17 protein-coding genes are annotated in these 22,916 nt (G+C 56.5%); 7 read left to right on the top strand and 10 right to left on the bottom strand.

The window, feature by feature from the left end; translation table 11 throughout:
* Window positions 1-370: 370 nt before the first annotated feature.
* From carA to folA, 6 genes are all read left to right on the top strand, one after another.
* Window positions 371-1,519, top strand: coding sequence for a glutamine-hydrolyzing carbamoyl-phosphate synthase small subunit (gene carA / locus AB3N39_RS03305; RefSeq protein ID WP_010427050.1), 1,149 nt, complete (start codon window positions 371-373; stop codon window positions 1,517-1,519).
* A gap of 18 nt (window positions 1,520-1,537) precedes the next feature.
* On the top strand, window positions 1,538-4,762 hold the full coding sequence (carB, locus tag AB3N39_RS03310; protein WP_111964067.1) for a carbamoyl-phosphate synthase large subunit: 3,225 nt from the start codon (window positions 1,538-1,540) through the stop codon (window positions 4,760-4,762).
* A 139-nt stretch (window positions 4,763-4,901) separates the two neighbouring features.
* Window positions 4,902-5,135 (top strand): YgdI/YgdR family lipoprotein, encoded by a 234-nt coding sequence (locus AB3N39_RS03315; protein WP_003856439.1) that lies wholly within the window; start codon window positions 4,902-4,904, stop codon window positions 5,133-5,135.
* Between the two features lie 103 nt (window positions 5,136-5,238).
* Window positions 5,239-5,769 carry a glutathione-regulated potassium-efflux system oxidoreductase KefF gene (gene kefF, locus AB3N39_RS03320; RefSeq protein WP_047173708.1) on the top strand — a complete coding sequence of 177 codons (531 nt, stop codon included), beginning with the start codon at window positions 5,239-5,241 and terminating at the stop codon, window positions 5,767-5,769.
* Window positions 5,762-7,627, top strand: a complete 1,866-nt coding sequence (gene kefC, locus AB3N39_RS03325; RefSeq protein WP_367897073.1) for a glutathione-regulated potassium-efflux system protein KefC — start codon at window positions 5,762-5,764, stop codon at window positions 7,625-7,627. The genes kefF and kefC overlap by 8 nt, the downstream gene beginning before the upstream one ends.
* A gap of 114 nt (window positions 7,628-7,741) precedes the next feature.
* A complete protein-coding gene (folA, locus tag AB3N39_RS03330) occupies window positions 7,742-8,221 on the top strand; it encodes a type 3 dihydrofolate reductase (RefSeq protein ID WP_008502023.1) in 480 nt (159 codons plus the stop codon).
* A 39-nt stretch (window positions 8,222-8,260) separates the two neighbouring features.
* On the opposite strand, the gene apaH is transcribed toward folA, so the two are convergent.
* From apaH to lptD, 6 genes are read right to left on the bottom strand one after another with little or no spacing between them, the layout of a single operon-like run.
* The gene (gene apaH, locus AB3N39_RS03335) at window positions 8,261-9,109 is read right to left on the bottom strand and encodes a bis(5'-nucleosyl)-tetraphosphatase (symmetrical) ApaH (protein ID WP_367897074.1); all 849 of its coding nucleotides are present in this window, start codon (window positions 9,107-9,109) and stop codon (window positions 8,261-8,263) included.
* Window positions 9,110-9,113: 4 nt separating this feature from the next.
* Entirely contained in the window at window positions 9,114-9,491 is a 378-nt protein-coding gene (gene apaG, locus AB3N39_RS03340) for a Co2+/Mg2+ efflux protein ApaG (protein ID WP_008502021.1), read from the bottom strand.
* A 3-nt stretch (window positions 9,492-9,494) separates the two neighbouring features.
* Window positions 9,495-10,316, bottom strand: a complete 822-nt coding sequence (gene rsmA, locus AB3N39_RS03345; RefSeq protein ID WP_023310362.1) for a 16S rRNA (adenine(1518)-N(6)/adenine(1519)-N(6))-dimethyltransferase RsmA — start codon at window positions 10,314-10,316, stop codon at window positions 9,495-9,497.
* Entirely contained in the window at window positions 10,313-11,299 is a 987-nt protein-coding gene (pdxA, locus tag AB3N39_RS03350) for a 4-hydroxythreonine-4-phosphate dehydrogenase PdxA (protein ID WP_032660737.1), read from the bottom strand. Before pdxA ends, rsmA begins: the two co-directional genes overlap by 4 nt.
* Window positions 11,299-12,585 carry a peptidylprolyl isomerase SurA gene (gene surA / locus AB3N39_RS03355; protein WP_115876459.1) on the bottom strand — a complete coding sequence of 429 codons (1,287 nt, stop codon included), beginning with the start codon at window positions 12,583-12,585 and terminating at the stop codon, window positions 11,299-11,301. The genes pdxA and surA overlap by 1 nt, the downstream gene beginning before the upstream one ends.
* 53 nt (window positions 12,586-12,638) lie before the next feature.
* The gene (lptD, locus tag AB3N39_RS03360) at window positions 12,639-14,990 is read right to left on the bottom strand and encodes an LPS assembly protein LptD (protein ID WP_111964063.1); all 2,352 of its coding nucleotides are present in this window, start codon (window positions 14,988-14,990) and stop codon (window positions 12,639-12,641) included.
* A 239-nt stretch (window positions 14,991-15,229) separates the two neighbouring features.
* On the opposite strand from lptD, the gene djlA reads away from it, so the two are divergent.
* Window positions 15,230-16,045 (top strand): co-chaperone DjlA, encoded by an 816-nt coding sequence (gene djlA / locus AB3N39_RS03365; RefSeq protein WP_008502016.1) that lies wholly within the window; start codon window positions 15,230-15,232, stop codon window positions 16,043-16,045.
* A gap of 28 nt (window positions 16,046-16,073) precedes the next feature.
* On the opposite strand, the gene rluA is transcribed toward djlA, so the two are convergent.
* The 4 genes from rluA to araD all read right to left on the bottom strand — a co-directional run bounded on the left by rluA (window position 16,074) and on the right by araD (window position 22,908).
* Window positions 16,074-16,733 carry a bifunctional tRNA pseudouridine(32) synthase/23S rRNA pseudouridine(746) synthase RluA gene (gene rluA, locus AB3N39_RS03370; protein ID WP_008502014.1) on the bottom strand — a complete coding sequence of 220 codons (660 nt, stop codon included), beginning with the start codon at window positions 16,731-16,733 and terminating at the stop codon, window positions 16,074-16,076.
* Between the two features lie 12 nt (window positions 16,734-16,745).
* Window positions 16,746-19,652 carry an RNA polymerase-associated protein RapA gene (rapA, locus tag AB3N39_RS03375; RefSeq protein ID WP_367897075.1) on the bottom strand — a complete coding sequence of 969 codons (2,907 nt, stop codon included), beginning with the start codon at window positions 19,650-19,652 and terminating at the stop codon, window positions 16,746-16,748.
* A gap of 128 nt (window positions 19,653-19,780) precedes the next feature.
* Entirely contained in the window at window positions 19,781-22,138 is a 2,358-nt protein-coding gene (gene polB / locus AB3N39_RS03380) for a DNA polymerase II (protein WP_367897076.1), read from the bottom strand.
* A gap of 74 nt (window positions 22,139-22,212) precedes the next feature.
* Entirely contained in the window at window positions 22,213-22,908 is a 696-nt protein-coding gene (araD, locus tag AB3N39_RS03385; protein WP_133293763.1) for an L-ribulose-5-phosphate 4-epimerase, read from the bottom strand.
* Between the last annotated feature and the right edge of the window lie 8 nt (window positions 22,909-22,916).

A 22,916-nucleotide genomic window follows, 5' to 3' on the forward strand; every position in this document is an offset into this window, starting at 1 on the left:
CTTTTTCATGTGTTATTTTTAATTAAGCCTCTAAATTTCTATATCTTGTAGCGTTTTAACGTTACTGAAATGTAATTTTTGACCATCCGGTCCACTTTTTCATGCTCCAACACGACATTTTTTATTAAACCCGGCGCGCAAGCGTTTTCCGCGGTGATTTACCTGATCTTTTTGTCGCTTAAGCCGCATTACTCTCACCAGGGCTGCAAAACACTAAACAAAATATCCGTTTTAAGTTGACTTTTACCCACCAAATCTCCAGAATGCCGCCGTTTGCCAAAAATCCGCTGGCAACACATTTGCATTGATTCATGACACGGTTATGAATTAATATGCAAATAAAGTGAGTGAATATTCTCTGGAGGGTGTTTTGATTAAGTCAGCGCTATTGGTTCTGGAAGACGGAACCCAGTTTATCGGTCGGGCCATAGGGGCAACGGGTTCGGCGGTTGGGGAAGTCGTTTTCAATACTTCAATGACCGGTTATCAAGAAATCCTCACTGATCCTTCCTATTCTCGCCAAATCGTTACTCTTACTTATCCTCATATCGGCAATGTCGGCACCAATGCGGCTGACGAAGAATCCTCTCAGGTACATGCGCAAGGCCTGGTCATCCGCGACCTGCCGCTGATAGCCAGCAACTTCCGCAATACCGAAGATCTTTCTTCTTACCTGAAGCGCCATAACATCGTGGCGATTGCCGATATCGATACCCGTAAGCTAACGCGTTTGCTGCGCGAGAAGGGTGCACAGAACGGCTGCATCATCGCGGGTGATAACCTCGATGCGACGCTGGCGCTGGAAAAAGCGAAAGCCTTCCCTGGCCTGAACGGCATGGACCTGGCGAAAGAAGTGACTACTGCTGAAGCCTACAGCTGGACTCAGGGTAGCTGGACGCTGGAAGGCGACCTGCCGGAAGCGAAAAAAGAGAGCGAGCTGCCGTTCCACGTGGTGGCCTACGATTTCGGCGCCAAGCGCAACATCCTGCGCATGCTGGTTGACCGCGGCTGCCGCCTGACGGTGGTTCCGGCACAAACGTCTGCCGAAGACGTGCTGAAGATGAATCCGGACGGTATTTTCCTGTCCAACGGTCCTGGCGACCCGGCGCCGTGTGATTACGCCATCGCCGCCATCAAGTCCTTCCTGGAAACCGACATCCCGGTATTCGGCATCTGCCTCGGCCATCAGCTGCTGGCGCTGGCTAGCGGTGCGAACACCGTTAAGATGAAGTTCGGCCACCACGGTGGTAACCACCCGGTGAAAGACATTGATAACAACACGGTGATGATCACCGCGCAGAACCACGGCTTTGCCGTCGACGAAGCCTCAATGCCGGCTAACCTGCGCGTGACCCATAAGTCGCTGTTCGATGGCACCCTGCAGGGTATCCACCGTACCGATAAGCCAGCATTCAGCTTCCAGGGCCACCCTGAAGCCAGCCCGGGGCCACACGACGCCGCGCCGCTGTTCGATCACTTCATCGAACTTATCGAGCAATACCGTAAGACAGCTAAATAATCAGGAGCCGAGAAGACAATGCCAAAACGTACAGACATAAAAAGCATCCTGATCCTTGGCGCTGGCCCGATCGTGATCGGCCAGGCCTGCGAATTCGACTACTCCGGCGCGCAGGCGTGTAAAGCCCTGCGCGAAGAGGGTTACCGCGTTATCCTGGTGAACTCCAACCCGGCAACCATCATGACCGACCCGGAAATGGCAGATGCAACCTACATCGAGCCGATTCACTGGGAAGTCGTGCGTAAAATCATCGAGAAAGAGCGTCCGGACGCGGTGCTGCCAACCATGGGCGGCCAGACGGCGCTGAACTGTGCGCTGGAGCTGGAGCGTCAGGGCGTGCTGGAAGAGTTCGGCGTGACCATGATCGGTGCGACCGCCGACGCCATTGATAAAGCAGAAGACCGTCGCCGCTTCGACGTGGCAATGAAGAAAATCGGCCTCGACACCGCGCGTTCCGGTATCGCACACAACATGGAAGAAGCGCTGGCCGTTGCGGCTGAAGTGGGTTATCCGTGCATCATCCGTCCATCGTTCACCATGGGCGGCACCGGCGGCGGTATCGCCTACAACCGTGAAGAGTTCGAAGAGATTTGTGAACGCGGTCTTGATCTCTCCCCAACCAAAGAGCTGCTGATTGACGAGTCGCTGATTGGCTGGAAAGAGTACGAGATGGAAGTGGTACGTGATAAAAACGACAACTGCATCATCGTCTGCTCCATCGAAAACTTCGATGCGATGGGTATCCACACCGGTGACTCCATCACCGTTGCGCCAGCCCAGACCCTGACCGACAAAGAGTATCAAATCATGCGTAACGCCTCGATGGCGGTACTGCGTGAAATCGGCGTGGAAACCGGCGGTTCTAACGTGCAGTTCTCGGTTAACCCGAAAACAGGCCGCCTGATTGTTATCGAAATGAACCCGCGCGTGTCCCGTTCCTCCGCGCTGGCGTCGAAAGCGACCGGCTTCCCGATTGCGAAAGTGGCGGCGAAGCTGGCGGTGGGTTACACCCTCGACGAGCTGATGAACGACATCACCGGTGGCCGCACGCCTGCGTCCTTCGAGCCGTCCATCGACTACGTTGTGACCAAAATTCCTCGCTTCAACTTCGAGAAATTCGCGGGCGCGAACGACCGTCTGACCACCCAGATGAAATCTGTCGGTGAAGTGATGGCGATTGGCCGCACCCAGCAGGAATCCCTGCAAAAAGCGCTGCGCGGCCTGGAAGTGGGCGCGACCGGCTTTGACCCGAAAGTGAGCCTGGATGACCCGGAAGCGCTGACTAAAATTCGCCGCGAGCTGAAAGACGCGGGCGCAGAGCGTATCTGGTACATCGCCGATGCCTTCCGTGCGGGCCTGTCCGTGGACGGCGTGTTCAACCTGACCAACATCGACCGCTGGTTCCTGGTGCAGATTGAAGAACTGGTCCGTCTGGAAGAACAGGTTGCCGAGCTGGGCATCACCGGCCTGGACGCTGACTTCCTGCGCGTGCTGAAGCGTAAAGGCTTCGCCGACGCGCGTCTGGCTAAGCTGGCGGGCGTGCGTGAAGCAGAAATCCGCAAGCTGCGCGACCAGTACAACCTGCACCCGGTCTACAAGCGCGTGGACACCTGTGCGGCTGAATTCTCGACCGACACCGCGTACATGTACTCCACCTATGAAGACGAGTGCGAAGCGAACCCGTCAGTCGACCGCGACAAGATTATGGTGCTGGGCGGCGGTCCAAACCGTATCGGCCAGGGCATCGAGTTTGACTACTGCTGCGTACACGCCTCGCTGGCGCTGCGCGAAGACGGTTACGAGACCATCATGGTCAACTGTAACCCTGAAACGGTTTCTACCGACTACGACACCTCTGACCGCCTCTACTTCGAGCCGGTTACCCTGGAAGACGTGCTGGAAATCGTGCGCATCGAGAAGCCAAAAGGCGTTATCGTGCAGTACGGCGGCCAGACCCCGCTGAAGCTGGCGCGCGCGCTGGAAGCGGCAGGCGTACCGGTTATCGGCACCAGCCCGGATGCGATTGACCGTGCGGAAGACCGCGAGCGTTTCCAGCAGGCGGTTGACCGTCTGAAGCTGAAACAGCCGGCGAACGCCACCGTGACCGCTATCGAACAGGCCGTTGAGAAGGCGAAAGAGATTGGCTACCCGCTGGTGGTGCGTCCTTCCTACGTGCTGGGCGGCCGCGCGATGGAAATCGTTTATGACGAAGCCGACCTGCGTCGCTACTTCCAGACCGCAGTGAGCGTTTCCAACGATGCGCCAGTGCTGCTTGACCGCTTCCTCGACGACGCGGTGGAAGTAGACGTTGACGCCATCTGCGATGGCGAAATGGTGCTGATTGGCGGCATCATGGAGCATATCGAGCAGGCAGGCGTGCACTCCGGCGACTCCGCCTGTTCTCTGCCAGCGTACACCCTGAGCCAGGAGATTCAGGACGTGATGCGCCAGCAGGTGCAGAAGCTGGCCTTCGAGCTGCAGGTTCGCGGCCTGATGAACGTCCAGTTCGCGGTGAAAGACAACGAAGTCTACCTGATTGAAGTCAACCCGCGTGCGGCACGTACCGTACCGTTCGTCTCCAAAGCCACCGGCGTACCGCTGGCGAAAGTGGCGGCGCGCGTGATGGCGGGCCAGACGCTGGCGCAGCAGGGTGTGACCAAAGAGATCATTCCACCGTACTACTCGGTGAAAGAAGTGGTACTGCCGTTCAACAAATTCCCGGGCGTTGACCCGCTGTTAGGGCCAGAAATGCGCTCTACCGGTGAAGTGATGGGCGTGGGCCGCACCTTTGCCGAAGCGTTCGCGAAGGCGCAGCTGGGCAGTAGCTCTACCATGAGAAAATCAGGCCGTGCGCTGCTCTCCGTTCGCGAAGGCGACAAAGAGCGCGTGGTTGACTTGGCCGCCAAGCTGCTGAAACAGGGCTTCGAGCTGGACGCAACCCACGGTACGGCGATTGTGCTGGGTGAAGCCGGCATCAATCCGCGTCTGGTGAACAAGGTGCATGAAGGTCGCCCGCACATTCAGGACCGTATCAAGAATGGCGAATACACCTACATCATCAACACTACCGCAGGCCGCCAGGCGATTGAAGACTCCAAGCTGATTCGCCGCAGCGCGCTGCAGTACAAGGTGCACTACGACACCACCCTGAACGGCGGTTTCGCAACGGCTATGGCGCTGAACGCGGATGCCACCGAGAAGGTGATTTCAGTGCAGGAAATGCACGCGCAGATTAGCAAGTAAGTAAAAATGCCCGGTGCCGTTCGGCTGCCGGGCATTCTCCCCATCTTCAGAACCTTCTGGTTTTTCATCCGCTTTCAGTCAGTTAGCCTAAAATGGTTAGGTCGATAACGAAATTCAACTGAGAGCAGGGGAAAACACCATGCAAAATAAATTACTGATCGCTTCCGTTCTGGCTGCTACGGCAATGTTTACCGTTGCGGGCTGTTCGTCTAATCAGGCCGTAAAAACCACCGATGGCAAAACCATCGTCACCGACGGCAAACCGCAGGTGGATGACGATACCGGTCTGGTGTCGTACAAAAACGCCGAAACCGGTCAAACCGAGCAGATCAACCGCGACCAGGTGAAATCCATGGGCGAGCTGGATAACTAATTCAGAATTCTGACGTAAGCCCGTCAATAATATTCACTATTAGCCTGTTGAATTACTGACTACACTCTTTTGTTAAAAGAAAGCAGTAACAACAGGCTAATCAATGATTCTGATAATTTATGCCCATCCTTATCCGCAGCACTCGCATGCGAATAAGCGGATGCTTGAGCAAGTAAGGACGCTTGATAACGTAGAGATACGTTCCCTCTATCAACTTTATCCCGATTTTAATATCGATATCGCCGCCGAGCAGGAGGCGCTTTCTCGTGCCGATCTGATTATCTGGCAGCACCCCATGCAGTGGTACAGCACGCCCCCGCTGCTGAAACTGTGGATTGATAAAGTCTTCTCCCACGGCTGGGCGTATGGACACAACGGCCATGCGCTAAAAGGGAAAAGCCTGATGTGGGCGGTCACCACCGGCGGTGGGGAAAGCCATTTTGATATCGGTTCCTTCCCGGGTTTTGACGTCCTGGCGCAGCCGCTGCAGGCGACAGCGCTCTATTGCGGTTTGAACTGGCTCCCGCCTTTTGCGATGCACTGCACGTTTGTTTGCGACGATGAAACGCTACAGGCGCAGGCTCGCCATTATAAACAACGCTTACTTGAGTGGCAGGAGACGCACCATGGATAGCCATACGCTGATACAGGCGCTGATTTACCTCGGCGCGGCGGCGCTGATTGTGCCCGTGGCGGTACGCCTGGGGCTGGGCTCTGTTCTCGGCTATCTGATTGCGGGCTGCGTCATTGGGCCGTGGGGCTTTCGACTGGTCACGGATGCCGAGGCGATTCTCCATTTTGCTGAAATCGGCGTTGTGCTGATGCTGTTTGTGATTGGCCTGGAGCTCGATCCCCAGAGGTTGTGGAAGCTTCGCGCCTCGGTATTTGGCGGAGGGGCACTGCAGATGGTGGCCTGCGGCCTGCTGCTGGGTGGGTTCTGCATCCTGCTGGGTATGGACTGGAAAGTGGCAGAGCTCATCGGCATGACGCTGGCGCTCTCCTCAACGGCTATTGCCATGCAGGCGATGAACGAGCGAAATCTGACGGTATCCCCGATGGGACGTAGCGCGTTCTCGGTGCTGCTGTTCCAGGATATTGCCGCTATTCCGCTGGTGGCGATGATCCCGCTGCTGGCAGCCAGCGGTTCCTCTACCACGCTGGGCGCTTTCGCGCTGTCGGCACTGAAGGTGGCGGGCGCGCTGGCGCTGGTGGTGCTGCTTGGCCGTTACGTGACTCGCCCGCTGCTGCGGTTTGTTGCCCGTTCAGGCCTGCGCGAAGTGTTCAGCGCCGTGGCGCTGTTCCTGGTGTTTGGCTTTGGTCTGCTGCTGGAAGAAGCCGGGCTGTCGATGGCGATGGGGGCGTTCCTCGCAGGCGTCCTGCTGGCGAGCTCGGAATACCGCCACGCGCTGGAAAGCGATATCGAGCCGTTTAAAGGCTTGCTGCTGGGGCTGTTTTTCATCGGCGTGGGGATGTCCGTCGACTTCGGCACGCTGGTGACGCACCCGCTGCGGATCGTCATCCTGCTCGTCGGCTTCCTGATCATTAAAATGGTAATGCTGTGGCTGATTGCGCGTCCGCTGAAGGTTCCAAATAAGCAGCGCAGCTGGTTTGCGGTTCTGCTGGGGCAGGGGAGCGAATTTGCGTTTGTGGTTTTTGGCGCTGCGCAGATGGCAAACGTGCTCGATCCCGAGTGGGCGAAAGCGCTGACGCTGGCGGTCGCGCTCTCGATGGCCGCAACGCCCGTTCTGCTGGTGGTGCTGACGCGTCTGGAAAAATCGGGTAGCGAGCAGGAGCGCGAAGCCGATGAAATTGACGAAGAACAGCCGCGCGTCATTATTGCCGGATTTGGCCGCTACGGGCAGATCGTTGGCCGTCTGCTGCTGTCCAGCGGGGTGAAAATGGTTATCCTCGATCACGACCCCGACCATGTCGATACTCTGCGTAAATTTGATATGAAGGTATTTTACGGCGATGCGACCCGCGTCGATCTATTGGAATCCGCCGGTGCGGCCAAAGCGGAGGTATTGATTAACGCGATTGACGATCCGGAGACCAGCATGCAGATGGTGGAAATGGCGAAAGAACATTTCCCGGATCTGACCATTATTTCCCGTGCCCGCGATGTGGATCATTATATCCGTCTCAGGCAAGCGGGCGTAGAAGCCCCTGAGCGTGAAACCTTCGAAGGCGCGCTGAAATCTGGCCGTATGGCGCTGGAAAATCTGGGGCTCGGCGCGTATGAAGCGCGTGAGCGTGCGGACCTGTTCCGCCGCTTTAACACCGAGATGGTCGAAGAGATGGCGGCGATGGCCGGGAGTACGGCCACCGAGCGCGCGGCGGTGTTTAAACGCACCAGCGCCATGCTGACGGAAATCATTAACGAGGACCGTAATCACCTGTCGCTGATCCAGCGTCACGGCTGGCAGGGCACGGAAGAGGGCAAGCATACCGGCGATCCGTCTGACGAACCGGAGAGTAAACCTTCCGCGTGAAGTGGAGTTGCCAGCAATATTAAAAAATTTCTTTATCTTTACTCTGCCGCCAGTCGACGAAAGATTAAGCTTTCCGTATAGTGGCGGCAATTTTTTGCATCCGGGAAATTTTCAATGATCAGTCTGATTGCAGCGCTGGCGGTGGACCGCGTTATCGGTATGGAAAATGCCATGCCGTGGAACCTGCCTGCCGATCTCGCATGGTTTAAACGTACTACGTTAAACAAGCCGGTAGTGATGGGCCGCCTGACCTGGGAGTCGATTGGTCGTCCATTGCCGGGCCGTAAGAATATCGTTATCAGCAGCCAGCCGGGCACTGACGATCGCGTCGAATGGGTTAAATCAGTCGACGAGGCGATTGCTGCATGCGGCAATGCCGAAGAGATCATGGTGATCGGCGGTGGGCGCGTGTACGAGCAGTTCCTGCCAAAAGCGCAGAAGCTGTATCTGACCCACATTGATGCAGAAGTGGAAGGGGATACTCATTTCCCGGACTACGATCCGGACGAGTGGGAATCGGTATTCAGTGAATTCCACGACGCGGATGCACAGAACTCCCACAGCTACTGCTTCGAGATTCTGGAACGTCGTTAAGTGATTTTCCCTCTCCCGGCCGGGAGAGGGAATAGCGTATCAGGAGGCGACGGCCTCGCCTTCTCCTAAGTCCAGCTGTCGGTTGGACGGCTGCACAAAGTAAGCTTTATCTTCCCAGCGCAAGCAGGTTAACTCTCCGCCCCAGCAGCATCCGGTATCCAGACCGTAAATCCCTTCCGGCGTTCCTTTTCCTTCCAGTGCCGCCCAGTGACCAAATACCACGCTGTACTCGCTTGTCACCGGCCCCGGAATGGCAAACCACGGTTTCAGCGGAGCGGGCGCACTTTCCGGCGTCTCTTTGGAATACATGTCCAGCTGTCCGTTCGGGAAGCAGAAGCGCATGCGGGTAAAGGCGTTGGTGATAAAGCGTAGACGGGCCAGACCGCTGAGATCCTCGCTCCAGTGGTTCGGCATATCGCCGTACATGGCATCGAGGAAGAAAGGATACGAGTCGCTTGCCAGCACCGCCTCAACGTCGCGCGCGCAGGTTTTCGCCGTCTCAAGATCCCATTGCGGGGTGATCCCGGCATGCGCCATGACCAGCTTTTTCTCCTCGTCGACCTGCAGCAGCGGCTGACGGCGAAGCCAGTTAATCAGATCGTCCGCGTCCGGCGCATCCAGCAGCGGAGTGAGGCGATCTTTAGGTTTGTTGCGGCTGATCCCGGCGAACACCGCCAGCAGATGCAGATCGTGATTGCCCAGCACCATGCGGACGCTGTCGCCCAGCGATTTGACGAAACGTAATACTTCAAGGGAGCCGGGGCCACGCGCGACTAAATCGCCCGTCAGCCAGAGCGTGTCCTGTCCTGGCGTAAAGTTGACCTGTTTTAATAATGCGATCAGTTCATCGTAGCAACCGTGAACGTCGCCAATCAGATATGTAGACATTAGATTAATGAATAAGTGTGGTTACGGCGAGACGGAACACGGGAATGGCAACGCGGAAATCATTGCCATCGACATCGACCATTTCATAATGGCCCTGCATCGTACCCATCGGCGTTTCAATCACCGCGCCGCTGGTGTACTGGTACTCTTCGCCAGGGGCGATGTGGGGCTGTTCACCGACCACACCTTCACCCTGAACTTCGATTTCGCGGCCATTGCCGTTGGTAATAAGCCAGTAGCGTCCGCGCAGCTGCACGGGCGTCCGCCCCAGATTGCGAATGGTCACGGTGTAAGCAAAGACAAAACGTTCTTCGTCCGGTGATGACTGTGATTCAACATAGACGCTTTGTACATGGACACATACGCGGGGCGAATCAATCATGGCTTAACTCTCCTTCGGCGGCGCATTATCGCTGATGTAATTAGCCAGCTTGCAGTATTGCTCTACGGAAATGTTCTCCGCACGCATTGCCGGGTCGATTCCCAGTTCGGCTAACACCTCAACGGTAAAGGAATTGCTGAGGCTGTTACGGATCGTTTTACGACGCTGGTTAAAGGCTTCAGTGGTAATGCGGCTCAGTACACGCAGATCTTTAACCGGATACGGTTTCGTTTTGTGCGGTACAAGGCGCACAACCGCTGAATCCACTTTCGGTGGTGGTGTGAACGCTGACGGCGGTACTTCGAGTACCGGGATCACGTTGCAGTAATATTGTGCCATCACGCTTAAACGACCATACGCTTTACTGTTCGGGCCTGCAACCAGACGGTTAACAACCTCTTTTTGCAACATGAAGTGCATGTCGGCAATGGCATCAGTATAGCTAAAGAGGTGGAACATGAGCGGCGTGGAGATGTTGTACGGCAGGTTGCCGAAGACGCGCAGCGGCTGGCCCATTTTTTCCGACAGTTCGCCAAAGTTCATGGTCATGGCGTCCTGCTGATAGATGGTCAGCTTCGGCCCGAGGAACGGGTGCGTTTGCAGGCGAGCGGCCAGATCGCGGTCCAGTTCGATGACGGTCAGCTCGTCAAGGCGTTCGCCTACCGGCTCGGTCAGCGCGGCAAGACCCGGGCCGATTTCGACCATCGCCTGACCTTTTTGCGGATTAATAGCCGAGACAATGCTTTCGATCACGAACTGATCGTTAAGGAAGTTTTGCCCGAAACGTTTACGGGCTAAGTGGCCCTGATGGACTCGATTAGTCATTGAGTATTAACAATCATTTTGATGGCGAGATTAAGCGCCGTAATAAAACTGCCGACATCCGCTTTCCCCTGGCCTGCCAGATCCAGCGCAGTACCGTGGTCAACGGACGTTCGAATAAAGGGTAAACCGAGGGTGATATTCACCCCGCGGCCAAAGCCCTGGTATTTTAGCACGGGCAGGCCCTGATCGTGGTACATCGCGAGCACGGCGTCGGCATTATCCAGGTATTTCGGCTGGAAAAGAGTATCTGCAGGGAGCGGCCCGCTGAGGTTCATCCCCTTCGCCCGCATTTCGTTGAGCACCGGAATAATGGTGTCGATCTCTTCGGTGCCCATGTGCCCGCCTTCGCCGGCGTGCGGATTCAGGCCACAGACCAGCACATGCGGCTGCGGTATCCCAAACTTTGTCTGCAGATCGTGGTGCAAAATCCCGATGATCTCGCGCAGGAGTTCAGGGGTGATCGCATCAGGAATGGCTTTGATCGGCAGATGGGTGGTCACCAGCGCAACGCGCATTTCCTCCGTCGCCAGCATCATCACCACTTTCGGGCTACGTGAGCGCTCTTCGAAGAACTCCGTATGCCCGGTAAACGGTATACCCGCTTCGTTGATGACGCCTTTATGGACGGGACCGGTAATCAGGGCGGCAAATTCGCCCTTCAGGCAACCGTCGCAGGCGCGCGCCAGGGTTTCCACGACATAGTGGCCGTTTTCCGTGCTGAGTTGTCCCGGAATAACCGGTGTACGAAGCGGAACAGAAAGAAGGGTGAGTGTACCGGCTTGCTGCGGTGCAGGCTGTTGGCCTTCAACGTAAGGGATAAGCGTTAAAGGCAGACCGAGCAGCGTTGCCCGGTCTTGTAACAGTGTTGCATCGGCGCAGACAACCAGTTCTACAGGCCAGCTGCGCTGGGCGAGCTGGACAACGAGGTCAGGCCCAATCCCGGCGGGTTCGCCGGGCGTGATAACAACACGATGCTGTTTCATTAGTTGCTCAGAATTTTCACGTATGCGCTGGCGCGTTGTTCCTGCATCCAGGTGGCTGCTTCTTCAGAGAACTTACGGTTAAACAGCATACGGTAGGCTCTGTCTTTCTGTGCCGCATCCGTTTTATCAACGTTACGGGTGTCCATCAGCTCGATCAGATGCCAGCCAAACGAAGAGTGGACCGGCGCGCTGATCTGGCCTTTGTTCAGCTTCATCAACGCATCGCGGAAGGCAGGATCGTAAATATCCGCAGCCGCCCAGCCCAGATCGCCGCCCTGGTTAGCAGAGCCTGGATCCTGAGAGAACTCTTTTGCTGCCTTCTCAAAAGAGGTTTTACCGCTCTTAATGTCTGCTGCAATCTGTTCCAGCTTCGCACGCGCCTGATCGTCAGTCATGATCGGTGACGGTTTCAGAAGAATGTGGCGAGCGTGAACTTCGGTGACGGAGATATTTTGGCTCTGGCCACGCAGATCGTTCACCTTCAGAATGTGGAAGCCCACGCCTGAACGGATTGGACCCACGATATCCCCTTTCTTCGCCGTGCTCAGCGCCTGAGCAAAGATGGATGGCAGCTCCTGAATACGTCCCCAGCCCATCTGGCCGCCTTTCAGCGCCTGTTGGTCAGCGGAGTAGGTGATAGCCAGCTTGCCAAAGTCTCCGCCGTTACGCGCCTGTTCGACAATAGAACGCGCCTGGCTTTCAGCTTCCGCAGCCTGATCGGAAGTTGGGTTCTCTGGCAGTGGGATCAGGATGTGGCTCAGGTTCAGCTCTGTGCTCGCATCGTTCTGGTTACCCACCTGTTTTGCCAGCGCGTCCACTTCCTGAGGCAGGATAGTCACGCGGCGACGCACTTCGTTGTTACGCACTTCCGAAATCAGCATCTCTTTACGGATCTGATTACGGTAGGTGGCGTAGCTGATGCCGTCATAGGCCAGACGGCTGCGCATCTGGTCTAAAGACATATTGTTCTGCTTCGCGATGTTAGCGATCGCCTGATCGAGCTGCTCGTCAGTGATCTTCACACCCATTTTCTGCCCCATCTGCAGAACGATCTGATCCATGATCAGACGCTCCAGGATCTGGTGGCGCAGCGTGGCGTCATCCGGAAGCTGTTGACCGGCTTCACCCGAATTGAGCTTCACCGATTTCATCAGACCGTCAACGTCACTTTCAAGCACGACGCCGTTGTTAACCACAGCAGCGACTTTATCAACAACCTGGGGGGCGGCGAAGCTGGTATTCGCAACCATAGCGACACCGAGCAGCAGCGTTTTCCAGTTCTTCATACTTTTTCCATTTCAATTAACCGCAAAGCGGATTACGTTGCAAATCAAGCACATTACAAGGCGCTACTGTACGGCAGAATATTCGAGCGCAGCATTTTCTGCGTACCCAGGCCGTAGTTGGAACTCAGGCCGCGTAACTCGAAGTTAAAGCCAATCACGTTATCGTATTTGCTCTGATTGTTTTCACTGTTCCAGCCGTTAAGCTTACGTTCGTAGCCGAGACGCAGCGCGTAACAGCAGGAGTTATATTGCAGACCCACCATCTGGTCAGCAGCTTTATTGGCGTTAGTATCGAAGTAGTAAGCGCCTACGATTGACCAGCGGTCGGCGATTGGCCAACTCGCTGCGCCACCCACCTGCGAAATACCGTCTTTATACTGCTCGGCAGTACCATAGTTCGGTAGCGTCGCCTGAATATATTCCGGGCTGGCATAACGATAGGTCAACTGCACCATACGATCTTCATCCCGGCGATACTCAATCGCCGCCGTACTGTTGGCGATATTGTCGAGACGGGTGTCATATTGGACGCCGCCGCGCAGACCCCAACGATCGGTCATACGCCAGTAGGTGTCACCAGCCCAAATCAGCGAACCTGTCTTGTTATCTTTCTCCCACTTAATATTGTCATCGCCCGTGCGAGACTCGGTGAAATAGTAGATTTGACCAACAGAAACGTTAAAACGTTCAACGGCAGCGTCATCATAAACGCGCGATGTGACCCCGGTCGTTAACTGGTTCGCTGAGGCGATGCGGTCAAGACCGCCGTAGGTACGATCGCGGAACAGGCCGCTATAGTCAGATTGCAGTAAAGAGGAGTCGTAGTTATTGATGTTGCTCTGGTCGCGATAAGGCACGTACAGGTACTGCATACGTGGCTCCAGCGTCTGGGTATAGCCATCCGCCAGAAGTGCCATATTGCGTTCGAAGATCAGCTTACCGTCCATTTTGAACTGCGGAAGCGTACGGTTTACGGATTCCTCAAGATGGGCGTTGTTGCTGGTATTGTAATCATCAATATTTTTTTGCTGATAATGGGTCGCCATCAGCTTGGCTTCCGTATTCAGGCTTGCCCAGTCATTCGACCATGGCAAGTTGATAACGGGCTCCAGGTGAACACGGGTGGCTTCCGGCATATTGGAATTGGTGTTCACAAAATGCACGGCCTGGCCATAAATACGAGTGTCGAACGGACCCACGTCATTCTGGTACCAGTTAACGTCCAACTGAGGCTCGGCGCCATAGGTACTTGCCGTCTGGCTGGAGAATACCTGGAACTGTTTGTTGGTTACCGTCGCATCGAAGTTCTGAACCGCGTAGCCAACGCTGAAAATCTGTGTGGCATAACCATCGGTACTCGAACCGTATTTGGATGAGAAATCATTGAAGTAGTTCGGGTCACTGACTTTGGTGTAGTTGACGTTGAAACGCCAGACCTTGTCCATCACCCCGGAATGCTGCCAGAAATACATCCAGCGGTGCTTATCGCCTTCGGTTGGATGCTCGTCCTGGAAAACTTTATCCGACGGCAGATAATCCAGCTCCATCAGACCCGCACCAGCCTGGGTCAGATAGCGGAACTCGTTCTCCCACATGATGTTGCCGCGCTTGTGGATATAGTGCGGCGTGATCGTCGCATCCATGTTTGGCGCGATGTTCCAGTAATACGGCAGGTAGAACTCAAAGTAGTTCGTGGTGCTGTATTTGGCATTCGGGATCAGGAAACCGGAGCGACGTTTGTCACCCACGGGGAGCTGCAGATAAGGGCTATAGAATATGGGCACCGGACCCAGCTTGAAGCGGGCGTTCCAGATCTCTGCGACCTGTTCTTCGCGGTCATGGATAACCTCGCTCCCGACCACGCTCCAGGTATTTGAACCCGGCAGACATGACGTGAACGTACCGTTTTCCAGGATCGTATAGCGGTTTTCACCGCGCTGTTTCATCAGGTCTGCGTCACCGCGCCCCTGGCGACCCACCATCTGGTAATCACCTTTCCAGACGTTAGTATCTTTCGTATTCAGGTTTGACCAGGCTTTCGGACCTTTCAGGATGACCTGATTGTCGTCATAGTGCACATTACCCAGCGCATCCACCGTTCGTACCGGCTCGGCCGCACCTTCCGGTTGTTTCTGGTGCAGCTGCACTTCATCTGCCTGCAGGCGGCTATTGCCCTGGTTAATATCTACATTGCCCGTAAACGTGGCATTGTCAGGGTAAGTCCCTTTTGAACTGTCGGCAGTAATAGTTACCGGCAAGCTATTTGTATCGCCACTCACCAGTGGGCGATTATAACTTGGGACGCCAAGCATACACTGCGAGGCGAGATCGGCCGCCAGACCCTGTTGACTGTACAGGGCGGAGCCAATCATTGTGGCCAGGAGGGTGGGGATACGTTTTTTCATACGTTGTATTTTATTGTTCCGTCATCAGTGGCTACGGCTTATAAACGCTCAGAGACTATCTTACTCATCTGCGCAGTACCAGCGTTAATCCTGCCCGTTTGCGTGCCAGAGTGTTAGGCTCGCTATCGAATGACGAGTATGATAAAGCAAATTATAGGCGATGTCCTTCAATTGACCGTGACTTGAACACAGTGATGATGACGTTGCGTCGGCAAGGAATATGACTATCCGGGGAGTATATGCAGTATTGGGGTAAAATAATCGGCGTTGCGTTCGCCATCATCATGGGTGCCGGGTTCTGGGGAATTGTGCTGGGGCTTATTATTGGCCATATGTTTGATAAGGCGCGCAGCCGCAAAATGGCCTGGTTTGCCAATCAGCGCGAGCGTCAGTCACTCTTTTTCTCCACCACCTTTGAGGTCATGGGGCACTTAACCAAATCCAAAGGGCGTGTCACAGAAGCCGATATTCAGATTGCCAGCGTTTTTATGGATCGCATGAACCTGCACGGCGACTCCCGTCTGGAAGCGCAAAATGCGTTTCGCATCGGGAAATCCGATAACTATCCGCTTCGCGAAAAAATGCGTCAGTTCCGCAGCATCTGTTTTGGACGTTTTGATTTAATTCGGATGTTTCTGGAAATTCAAATCCAGGCGGCCTTCGCGGACGGTTCACTACACCCTAATGAACGTGACGTGCTGTACGTCATTGCGGAAGAGCTGGGCATCTCCCGCATGCAGTTCGACCAGTTCCTGCGCATGATGCAGGGCGGGGCACAGTTTGGCGGTGGCTATCACCAGCAGTCGTCCGGCGGTGCCTGGCAGCAGGCGCAGCGTGGTCCAACGCTGGAAGATGCCTGCAATGTGCTTGGCGTTAAGCCCTCTGACGATCAGACCACGATCAAACGTGCCTATCGTAAGCTTATGAGCGAGCACCATCCGGACAAGCTGGTCGCGAAAGGCTTACCGCCAGAAATGATGGAGATGGCAAAGCAAAAAGCGCAGGAAATTCAGAAAGCGTACGAACTGATTAAAGAGAAGAAAGGTTTCAAATAGAAAAAGCCCGACGATGTCGGGCTTTTTTTTAGAAGTCCACCGGGGCTTTAAACGTCATCGCGTTACCGAAGGCCGGATGGGTGATGGTGAGCGTCTGCGCGTGCAGCTGCAGACGTGGCGCTAAGGCCAGCGCTTCAGGCGGCGCGTAAAACCTGTCGCCCAGAATCGGATGACCCAGCGCAAGCATATGCACGCGCAGCTGGTGCGAGCGTCCGGTAATCGGCTTTAGCAGGACGCGCGCGGTATTATCCGGCGCGTACTCAAGCACTTCGTACTCGGTCTGCGCGGCCTTGCCGGTTTCATAACACACCTTCTGCTTTGGCCGGTTCGGCCAGTCGCAGATCAGCGGTAAATCCACCAGCCCTTCGGCCTGCGCCGGGTGACCCCAGACGCGGGCGACATACTGCTTCTTCGGCTCGCGCTCGCGGAACTGGCGCTTCAGCTCGCGTTCCGCCGCTTTGTTCAGCGCCACCACAATCACGCCGCTGGTCGCCATGTCCAGGCGATGGACAGACTCCGCCTGAGGATAATCGCGCTGAATGCGCGTCATCACGCTGTCTTTGTGCTCGTCCAGACGACCCGGCACGGACAACAGCCCGCTGGGCTTGTTGACCACCATAATGTGTTCATCCTGATACAGAATGACCAGCCAGGGATCCTGCGGCGGATTGTACGGCTCCATCACCATCTTGCGCTCCGGTTACTGATGCGTCACAACGATAAGACGCAGGGCATCCAGGCGCCAGCTAGCCTGATTGAGGCTTTCCAGCACCTGCTGACGGTTGCTTTCAATCGCTGCCAGTTCGTCGTCACGGATGTTAGGGTTCACGGCCTTCAACGCTTCCAGACGCGACAGCTCAGCAGACAGTTTCTCGTCGGCTTCCGCGCGCGCGGCATCAATCAGCGCTCTGGCCGCTTTCTCAATCTGGGTTTCGCCCTGTTGCAGAATAGCGTGCACGTCCTGCTGGACCGCGTTCACCAGCTTGCTGCCGGTATGGCGGTTCACCGCGCTCAGCTGTCGGTTGAAGCTCTCGAATTCAACCTGTCCCGCCAGGTTCGTACCTTTTTTGTCCAGCAGCAGGCGGACAGGCGTTGGCGGCAGGAAGCGGTTGAGCTGAAGCTGTTTCGGCGCCTGCGCTTCCACAACGTAGATCAGCTCCAGCAGCAGGGTACCCACCGGAAGCGCCTTGTTCTTCAACAGGGAGATGGTGCTGCTGCCGGTATCGCCGGAGAGGATCAGGTCCAGACCGTTGCGGATCAGCGGGTGTTCCCAGGTGATAAACTGGGCATCTTCGCGGGACAGCGCCACATCGCGCTCGAAGGTGATGGTACAGCCATCTTCCGGCAGGCCCGGGAAATCCGGAACCAGCATGTGATCCGACGGGGTCAGGACAATCAGGTTCTCGCCGCGGTCGTCCTGGTTAATACCGACGATGTCGAACAGGTTCATAGAGAAGCTGATCAGACTGGTGTCATCATCTTGTTCTTCAATGCTTTCGGCAAGCGCCTGCGCTTTTTCACCGCCGTTGGAGTGGATCTCCAGCAGGCGGTCGCGGCCCTGTTCCAGCTGCGCTTTCAGCGCGTCGTGCTTCTCACGACAGGACTTAATCAGATCGTCAAAGCCGTCGGTGTTTTCCGGCGCGGCCAGGTAGCCGATCAGATCGCCATGCACCTGATCGTAAATGGTGCGGCCCGTCGGGCAGGTATGTTCAAACGCGTCCAGACCTTCGTGGAACCAGCGCACCAGCACGGACTGGGCCGTTTTTTCCAGATACGGCACGTGGATCTGAATATCATGGGCCTGACCGATACGGTCCAGACGGCCGATACGCTGCTCCAGCAGATCGGGGTTAAACGGCAGATCGAACATCACCAGGTTGCTGGCGAACTGGAAGTTACGGCCTTCAGAACCGATTTCAGAGCAAAGCATAACCTGAGCGCCGCTGTCCTCTTCGGCAAACCACGCCGCGGCGCGGTCGCGTTCAACGATGGACATGCCTTCGTGGAACACGGCGGCGCGAATGCCTTCGCGCTCGCGCAGGACCTGCTCCAGCTGCAGCGCGGTGGCCGCCTTGGCGCAGATCACCAGCACCTTCTGGGAACGGTGCGCGGTCAGGTAGCCCATCAGCCACTCTACGCGCGGATCGAAGTTCCACCAGGTGCCGGTATCGCCTTCAAATTCCTGGTAGATTTGTTCCGGGTAGAGCATGTCGCGAGCGCGCTCTTCCTGCGTTTTGCGCGCGCCCATAATGCCGGAAACTTTAATGGCCGTCTGATATTGCGTCGGCAGCGGCAGCTTGATGGTGTGCAGCTCGCGTTTCGGGAAGCCTTTGACGCCGTTACGGGTGTTACGGAACAGGACGCGGCTGGTGCCGTGGCGATCCATCAGCATGTCGATCAGTTCTTTGCGCGCGGATTCCGCGTTCTCGCTGTCGCTGTTAGCGGCCTGCAAAAGCGGCTCGATATCCTGCTCGCCAATCAGATCGCTCAGGGTGTTGAGTTCGTCATCAGAAAGACGCTTGCCCGCCAGCAGCAGCGCGACGGCATCCGCCACCGGACGGTAATTATTCTGTTCTTCCACAAATTGCCCGAAGTCGTGGAAACGGTTTGGATCGAGCAGGCGCAGACGGGCGAAGTGGCTTTCCAGACCCAGCTGTTCCGGCGTTGCGGTCAGCAGCAGGACGCCAGGCACGCGCTCGGCAAGCTGCTCGATAGCCATATATTCGCGGCTCGGCGCGTCTTCGCTCCAGACCAGGTGGTGCGCTTCGTCGACCACCATCAGATCCCACTCGGCATCGCACAGGTGCTCAAGACGCTGCTTGCTGCGGCGCACGAAGTCCAGGGAACAGATCACCAGCTGTTCGGTTTCAAACGGGTTGTCCGCATCATGCTGCGCCTCGGCATAGCGTTCGTCGTCGAACAGGGAGAAACGCAGGTTAAAGCGGCGCAGCATTTCAACCAGCCACTGGTGCTGCAGGGTTTCTGGCACCACAATCAGCACGCGTTCGGCAGCGCCGGAAAGCAGCTGTTGATGCAGTATCATGCCCGCTTCAATGGTTTTACCCAGCCCCACCTCATCTGCCAGCAGCACGCGCGGCGCGTGACGACGGCCCACGTCATGGGCGATGTTCAGCTGGTGGGGGATCAGGCTGGTGCGCTGGCCGCGCAGACCGCTCCACGGCATGCGGTACTGTTCACTCTGGAACTTACGCGCGCGATAGCGCAGGGAGAAGCGATCCATACGGTCGATTTGCCCGGCAAACAGGCGGTCCTGCGGCTTGCTGAACACCAGCTTGCTGTCGAGCAACACTTCACGCAGGATGACATTTGACTCGTCGGTGTCCAGGCGAGTCCCGATGTAGGCGAGCAGTCCATTCTCTTCTTTTACGTCTTCAATCTTGAGCTGCCAGCCGTCATGGCTGGTCACGGTGTCACCCGGGTTAAACATCACGCGGGTTACAGGGGAGTCATTGCGAGCGTACAGACGGTTTTCACCGGTGGCAGGGAAGAGGAGGGTAACCATACGCGTATCGATTGCTACGACGGTTCCTAATCCAAGTTCGCTTTCTGTATCGCTGATCCAGCGTTGACCAAGTGTAAAAGGCATAGTTGTTCGGCTCTAATCTTTAATTGCAGGCAATAGTTCGACTACCGTCAGAAAAAACGGTCATCGAAAAATGGGTCCGGGAATGGAAAGGGCGCTATGGTACTGGATGGCAGCCATTTCGTCACGCGTCAAAATAGGCCAAGTTGCCCTGTAACCAGTGTAGCAAAATCATCGTCGATGAAGGGCAAAATTCCGTCGGCAACCGGCTGAAGCTGACGCGTCAGATAGTGTTCATAATCCAGAGGCGAGTGCTGATAATCCACAGGTTCCGGGCCGTTAATCGTCCAGACGTATTTGATGGTCCCCCGGTTCTGATACTGCGGCGCGCGGCCGCGGCGGACGTTTTCTTCATCCGCCAGGCGCGCGGCGCGGACGTGCGGAGGAACGTTACGCTGGTACTCCGCCAGCGGACGGCGCAGACGCTTGCGGTACACCAGCTGCGCGTCAAGTTCGCCCGCCATCAGGCTGGCTATCGTCTCGCGCACGTAGTCCTGATACGGCTCATTGCGGAACACCCGCAGATAAAGCGTCTGCTGGAACTGCTGCGCCAGCGGCGTCCAGTCGGTACGTACCGTCTCCAGCCCTTTGAAGACCATCCGCTGCGCGTCGCCTTCCTGAATCAGCCCGGCGTAGCGCTTCTTGCTGCCCTGATCGGTACCGCGAATGGTGGGCATTAAAAAGCGGGCAAAATGGGTTTCAAATTCCAGCTCCAGCGCGCTGGTTAAGCGCGCTTTCTGCAGATGTTCCTGCCACCAGTTGTTCACGAAGGCAACCAGCGCTTTGCCGATTTGCGCGGCGTCTTCTTCTGAATGAGTGCCCTTAAGCCATACAAAGGTGGAGTCCGTGTCGCCGTAGATGACGTCATAGCCCCGGGACTCAATCAGCGCTTTAGTCTGGCGCATGATCTCGTGTCCGCGCATGGTGATCGACGACGCCAGCCGCGGGTCAAAGAAGCGGCAGGCGCTGGTGCCCAGCACGCCGTAAAAGGCGTTCATGATGATTTTCAGCGCCTGCGATAGCGGCTTGTTGCCGTGGCGCTTGGCCTCATCTCGGCCGTGCCAGATGTTTCCCACTATCTCAGGCAGACAGTGTTTTTCCCGCGAGAAGCGTGCGCCGAGGAAGCCTTCGGTGCTGTGTTCATCATCCGGCTGGGCCAGGCCTTCCACCAGCCCGACGGGGTCGATCAGGAAGGTGCGAATTATCGACGGGTAGAGGCTTTTGTAGTCCAGCACCAGAACGGAGTCATACAATCCTGGCCGGGAGTCCATGACATATCCGCCGGGGCTGGCCTGCGGCGGCACGTCCCCAAGGTTGGGGGCGACGTATCCTGCCCGGTGCATCCGCGGAAAATAGAGGTGGCTGAAAGCCGCCACGGAGCCGCCGTGTCTGTCAGCTGCCAGGCCGTTCACCGTCGCGCGCTCCAGCAGGAACGGCATAATCTCGGTTTTATGGAATATCTGCGTGACCAGCTCGCAGTCTTTCAGGTTATAGGTGGCGAGCGCCGGTTTGTCTTCGTTAAAGCGCCGGTCGATCTCGTCCATTCTGTCCCAGGGGTTGTCGATGGATTTACCTTCACCAAGCAGCTCCTGCGCCACCGCTTCGAGGGAGAATGAAGAGAAGTTCCAGAAGGCGGATTTCAGCGCCTCAATGCCGTCGATAATCAGGCGACCGTTCGCCTGTGCGAAGAAGACGCCGTTCTTAAAACCGTGCTCGCGCCATTCCAGCTCGCTGTTGCCGCGCCCGAGCATCAGCGGAATGCGGTAACGCTCGCCGTGCTTTTGCAGCACGCGCAGATCGAACTGCACCACGTTCCAGCCGATCAGGACGTCGGGATCGTAGTCGGCAAACCACTGGTTAAGCTTTTCCAGCAGCTGCGGGCGGCTGCTGACGTACTCAAGCCGGAAATCCAGCGCGGAGGCATTACCATTCGGCGGCCCGAGCATATAGACAACCCGATCGCCGCAGCCTTCCAGACCGATGCAGTACAGTTCGCCGTGGCGGGTGGTTTCGATATCCAGTGATACCCACTTCAGCGGCGGGCGGTAGTGCGGGTTCGGCTTCAGCCGCGCGTTAACGAGGCTGCCGTTATGCGCGGTGCCGTCCACCCAGACGGGCGCGGTAATAAACCGCTCCATCAGAAAGCGTTCCGGTGGGCGGATATCCGCTTCGTAGAGCGTCACGTCTGCTTCGCGCAGCAGTTTTTCATAGCGCATCAGTTGACGATGGGCGCGACAGTAGAGGCCGTAAACCGGCTGACGGTGGAAATCTTTCAGCTCAAGCGGAGTGATACGCCAGCCGTTTTCGCCGCGCAGCAGCTCTTTCACTTTTTCGACGTGCGCTTCCGGAATAAAAGCCACGGATTCCTGCGGGGGGAGCGTAACGTGCAGCGGACCGTTGTCCGTCGCCAGCCAGAACGCGACCTCGGTGCCCTGAGGGGTATCCCGCCAGTGTCGGGTCAGTAAAAAGCCTTCTTGCGCCTGCGCCACGCCGTTATCCCAGAAAACAAAACCAGGCCTGATTATAGCCTGGTTAAGATTTTAATGCTGGGTTTATATACAGTTTACTGCCCGTAGTAGGCCTTCGCGCCGTGCTTGCGCAGGTAATGCTTATCCAGCAGGGTTTGCTGCATATCTGGCAGCTGCGGCGCCAGCTGGCGACAGAAGATCCCCATATAGGCGATCTCTTCAAGCACGATGGCGTTATGCACCGCGTCTTCTGCGTTTTTCCCCCAGGCAAACGGGCCGTGGGAGTGCACCAGCACGCCGGGCATTTGCGCCGCGTCGATTCCCCGTTTTTCGAAGGTTTCAACGATCACGTTGCCGGTTTCCCACTCATACTCGCCGTTGATTTCTGCATCGGTCATCAGACGCGTGCAGGGAATAGTGCCGTAAAAGTAATCCGCGTGGGTGGTGCCGGTCGCCGGGATGGACTGGCCCGCCTGCGCCCAGATGGTGGCGTGGCGCGAATGGGTATGCACGATACCGCCGATGGTCGGGAATGAGCGGTACAGCAGGCGGTGGGTTGGCGTATCGGAGGAGGGCTTTTTGTTCCCTTCCACTACTTCACCCGTTTCGATGCTGACAACGACCATATCGTCTGCGGTCATTACCGAGTAATCGACGCCGGAAGGCTTGATCACGAACACGCCTTTTTCGCGGTCAACGGCGCTGACGTTGCCCCAGGTAAGGGTCACCAGATTATGTTTCGGCAGCGCCAGGTTGGCTTCGAGCACCTGGCGTTTGAGCTCTTCTAACATTGTTGTCT

Origin of the sequence: Enterobacter vonholyi, from assembly GCF_040834095.1 — a bacterium.
Taxonomy (GTDB): Bacteria; Pseudomonadota; Gammaproteobacteria; order Enterobacterales; family Enterobacteriaceae; genus Enterobacter; species Enterobacter vonholyi.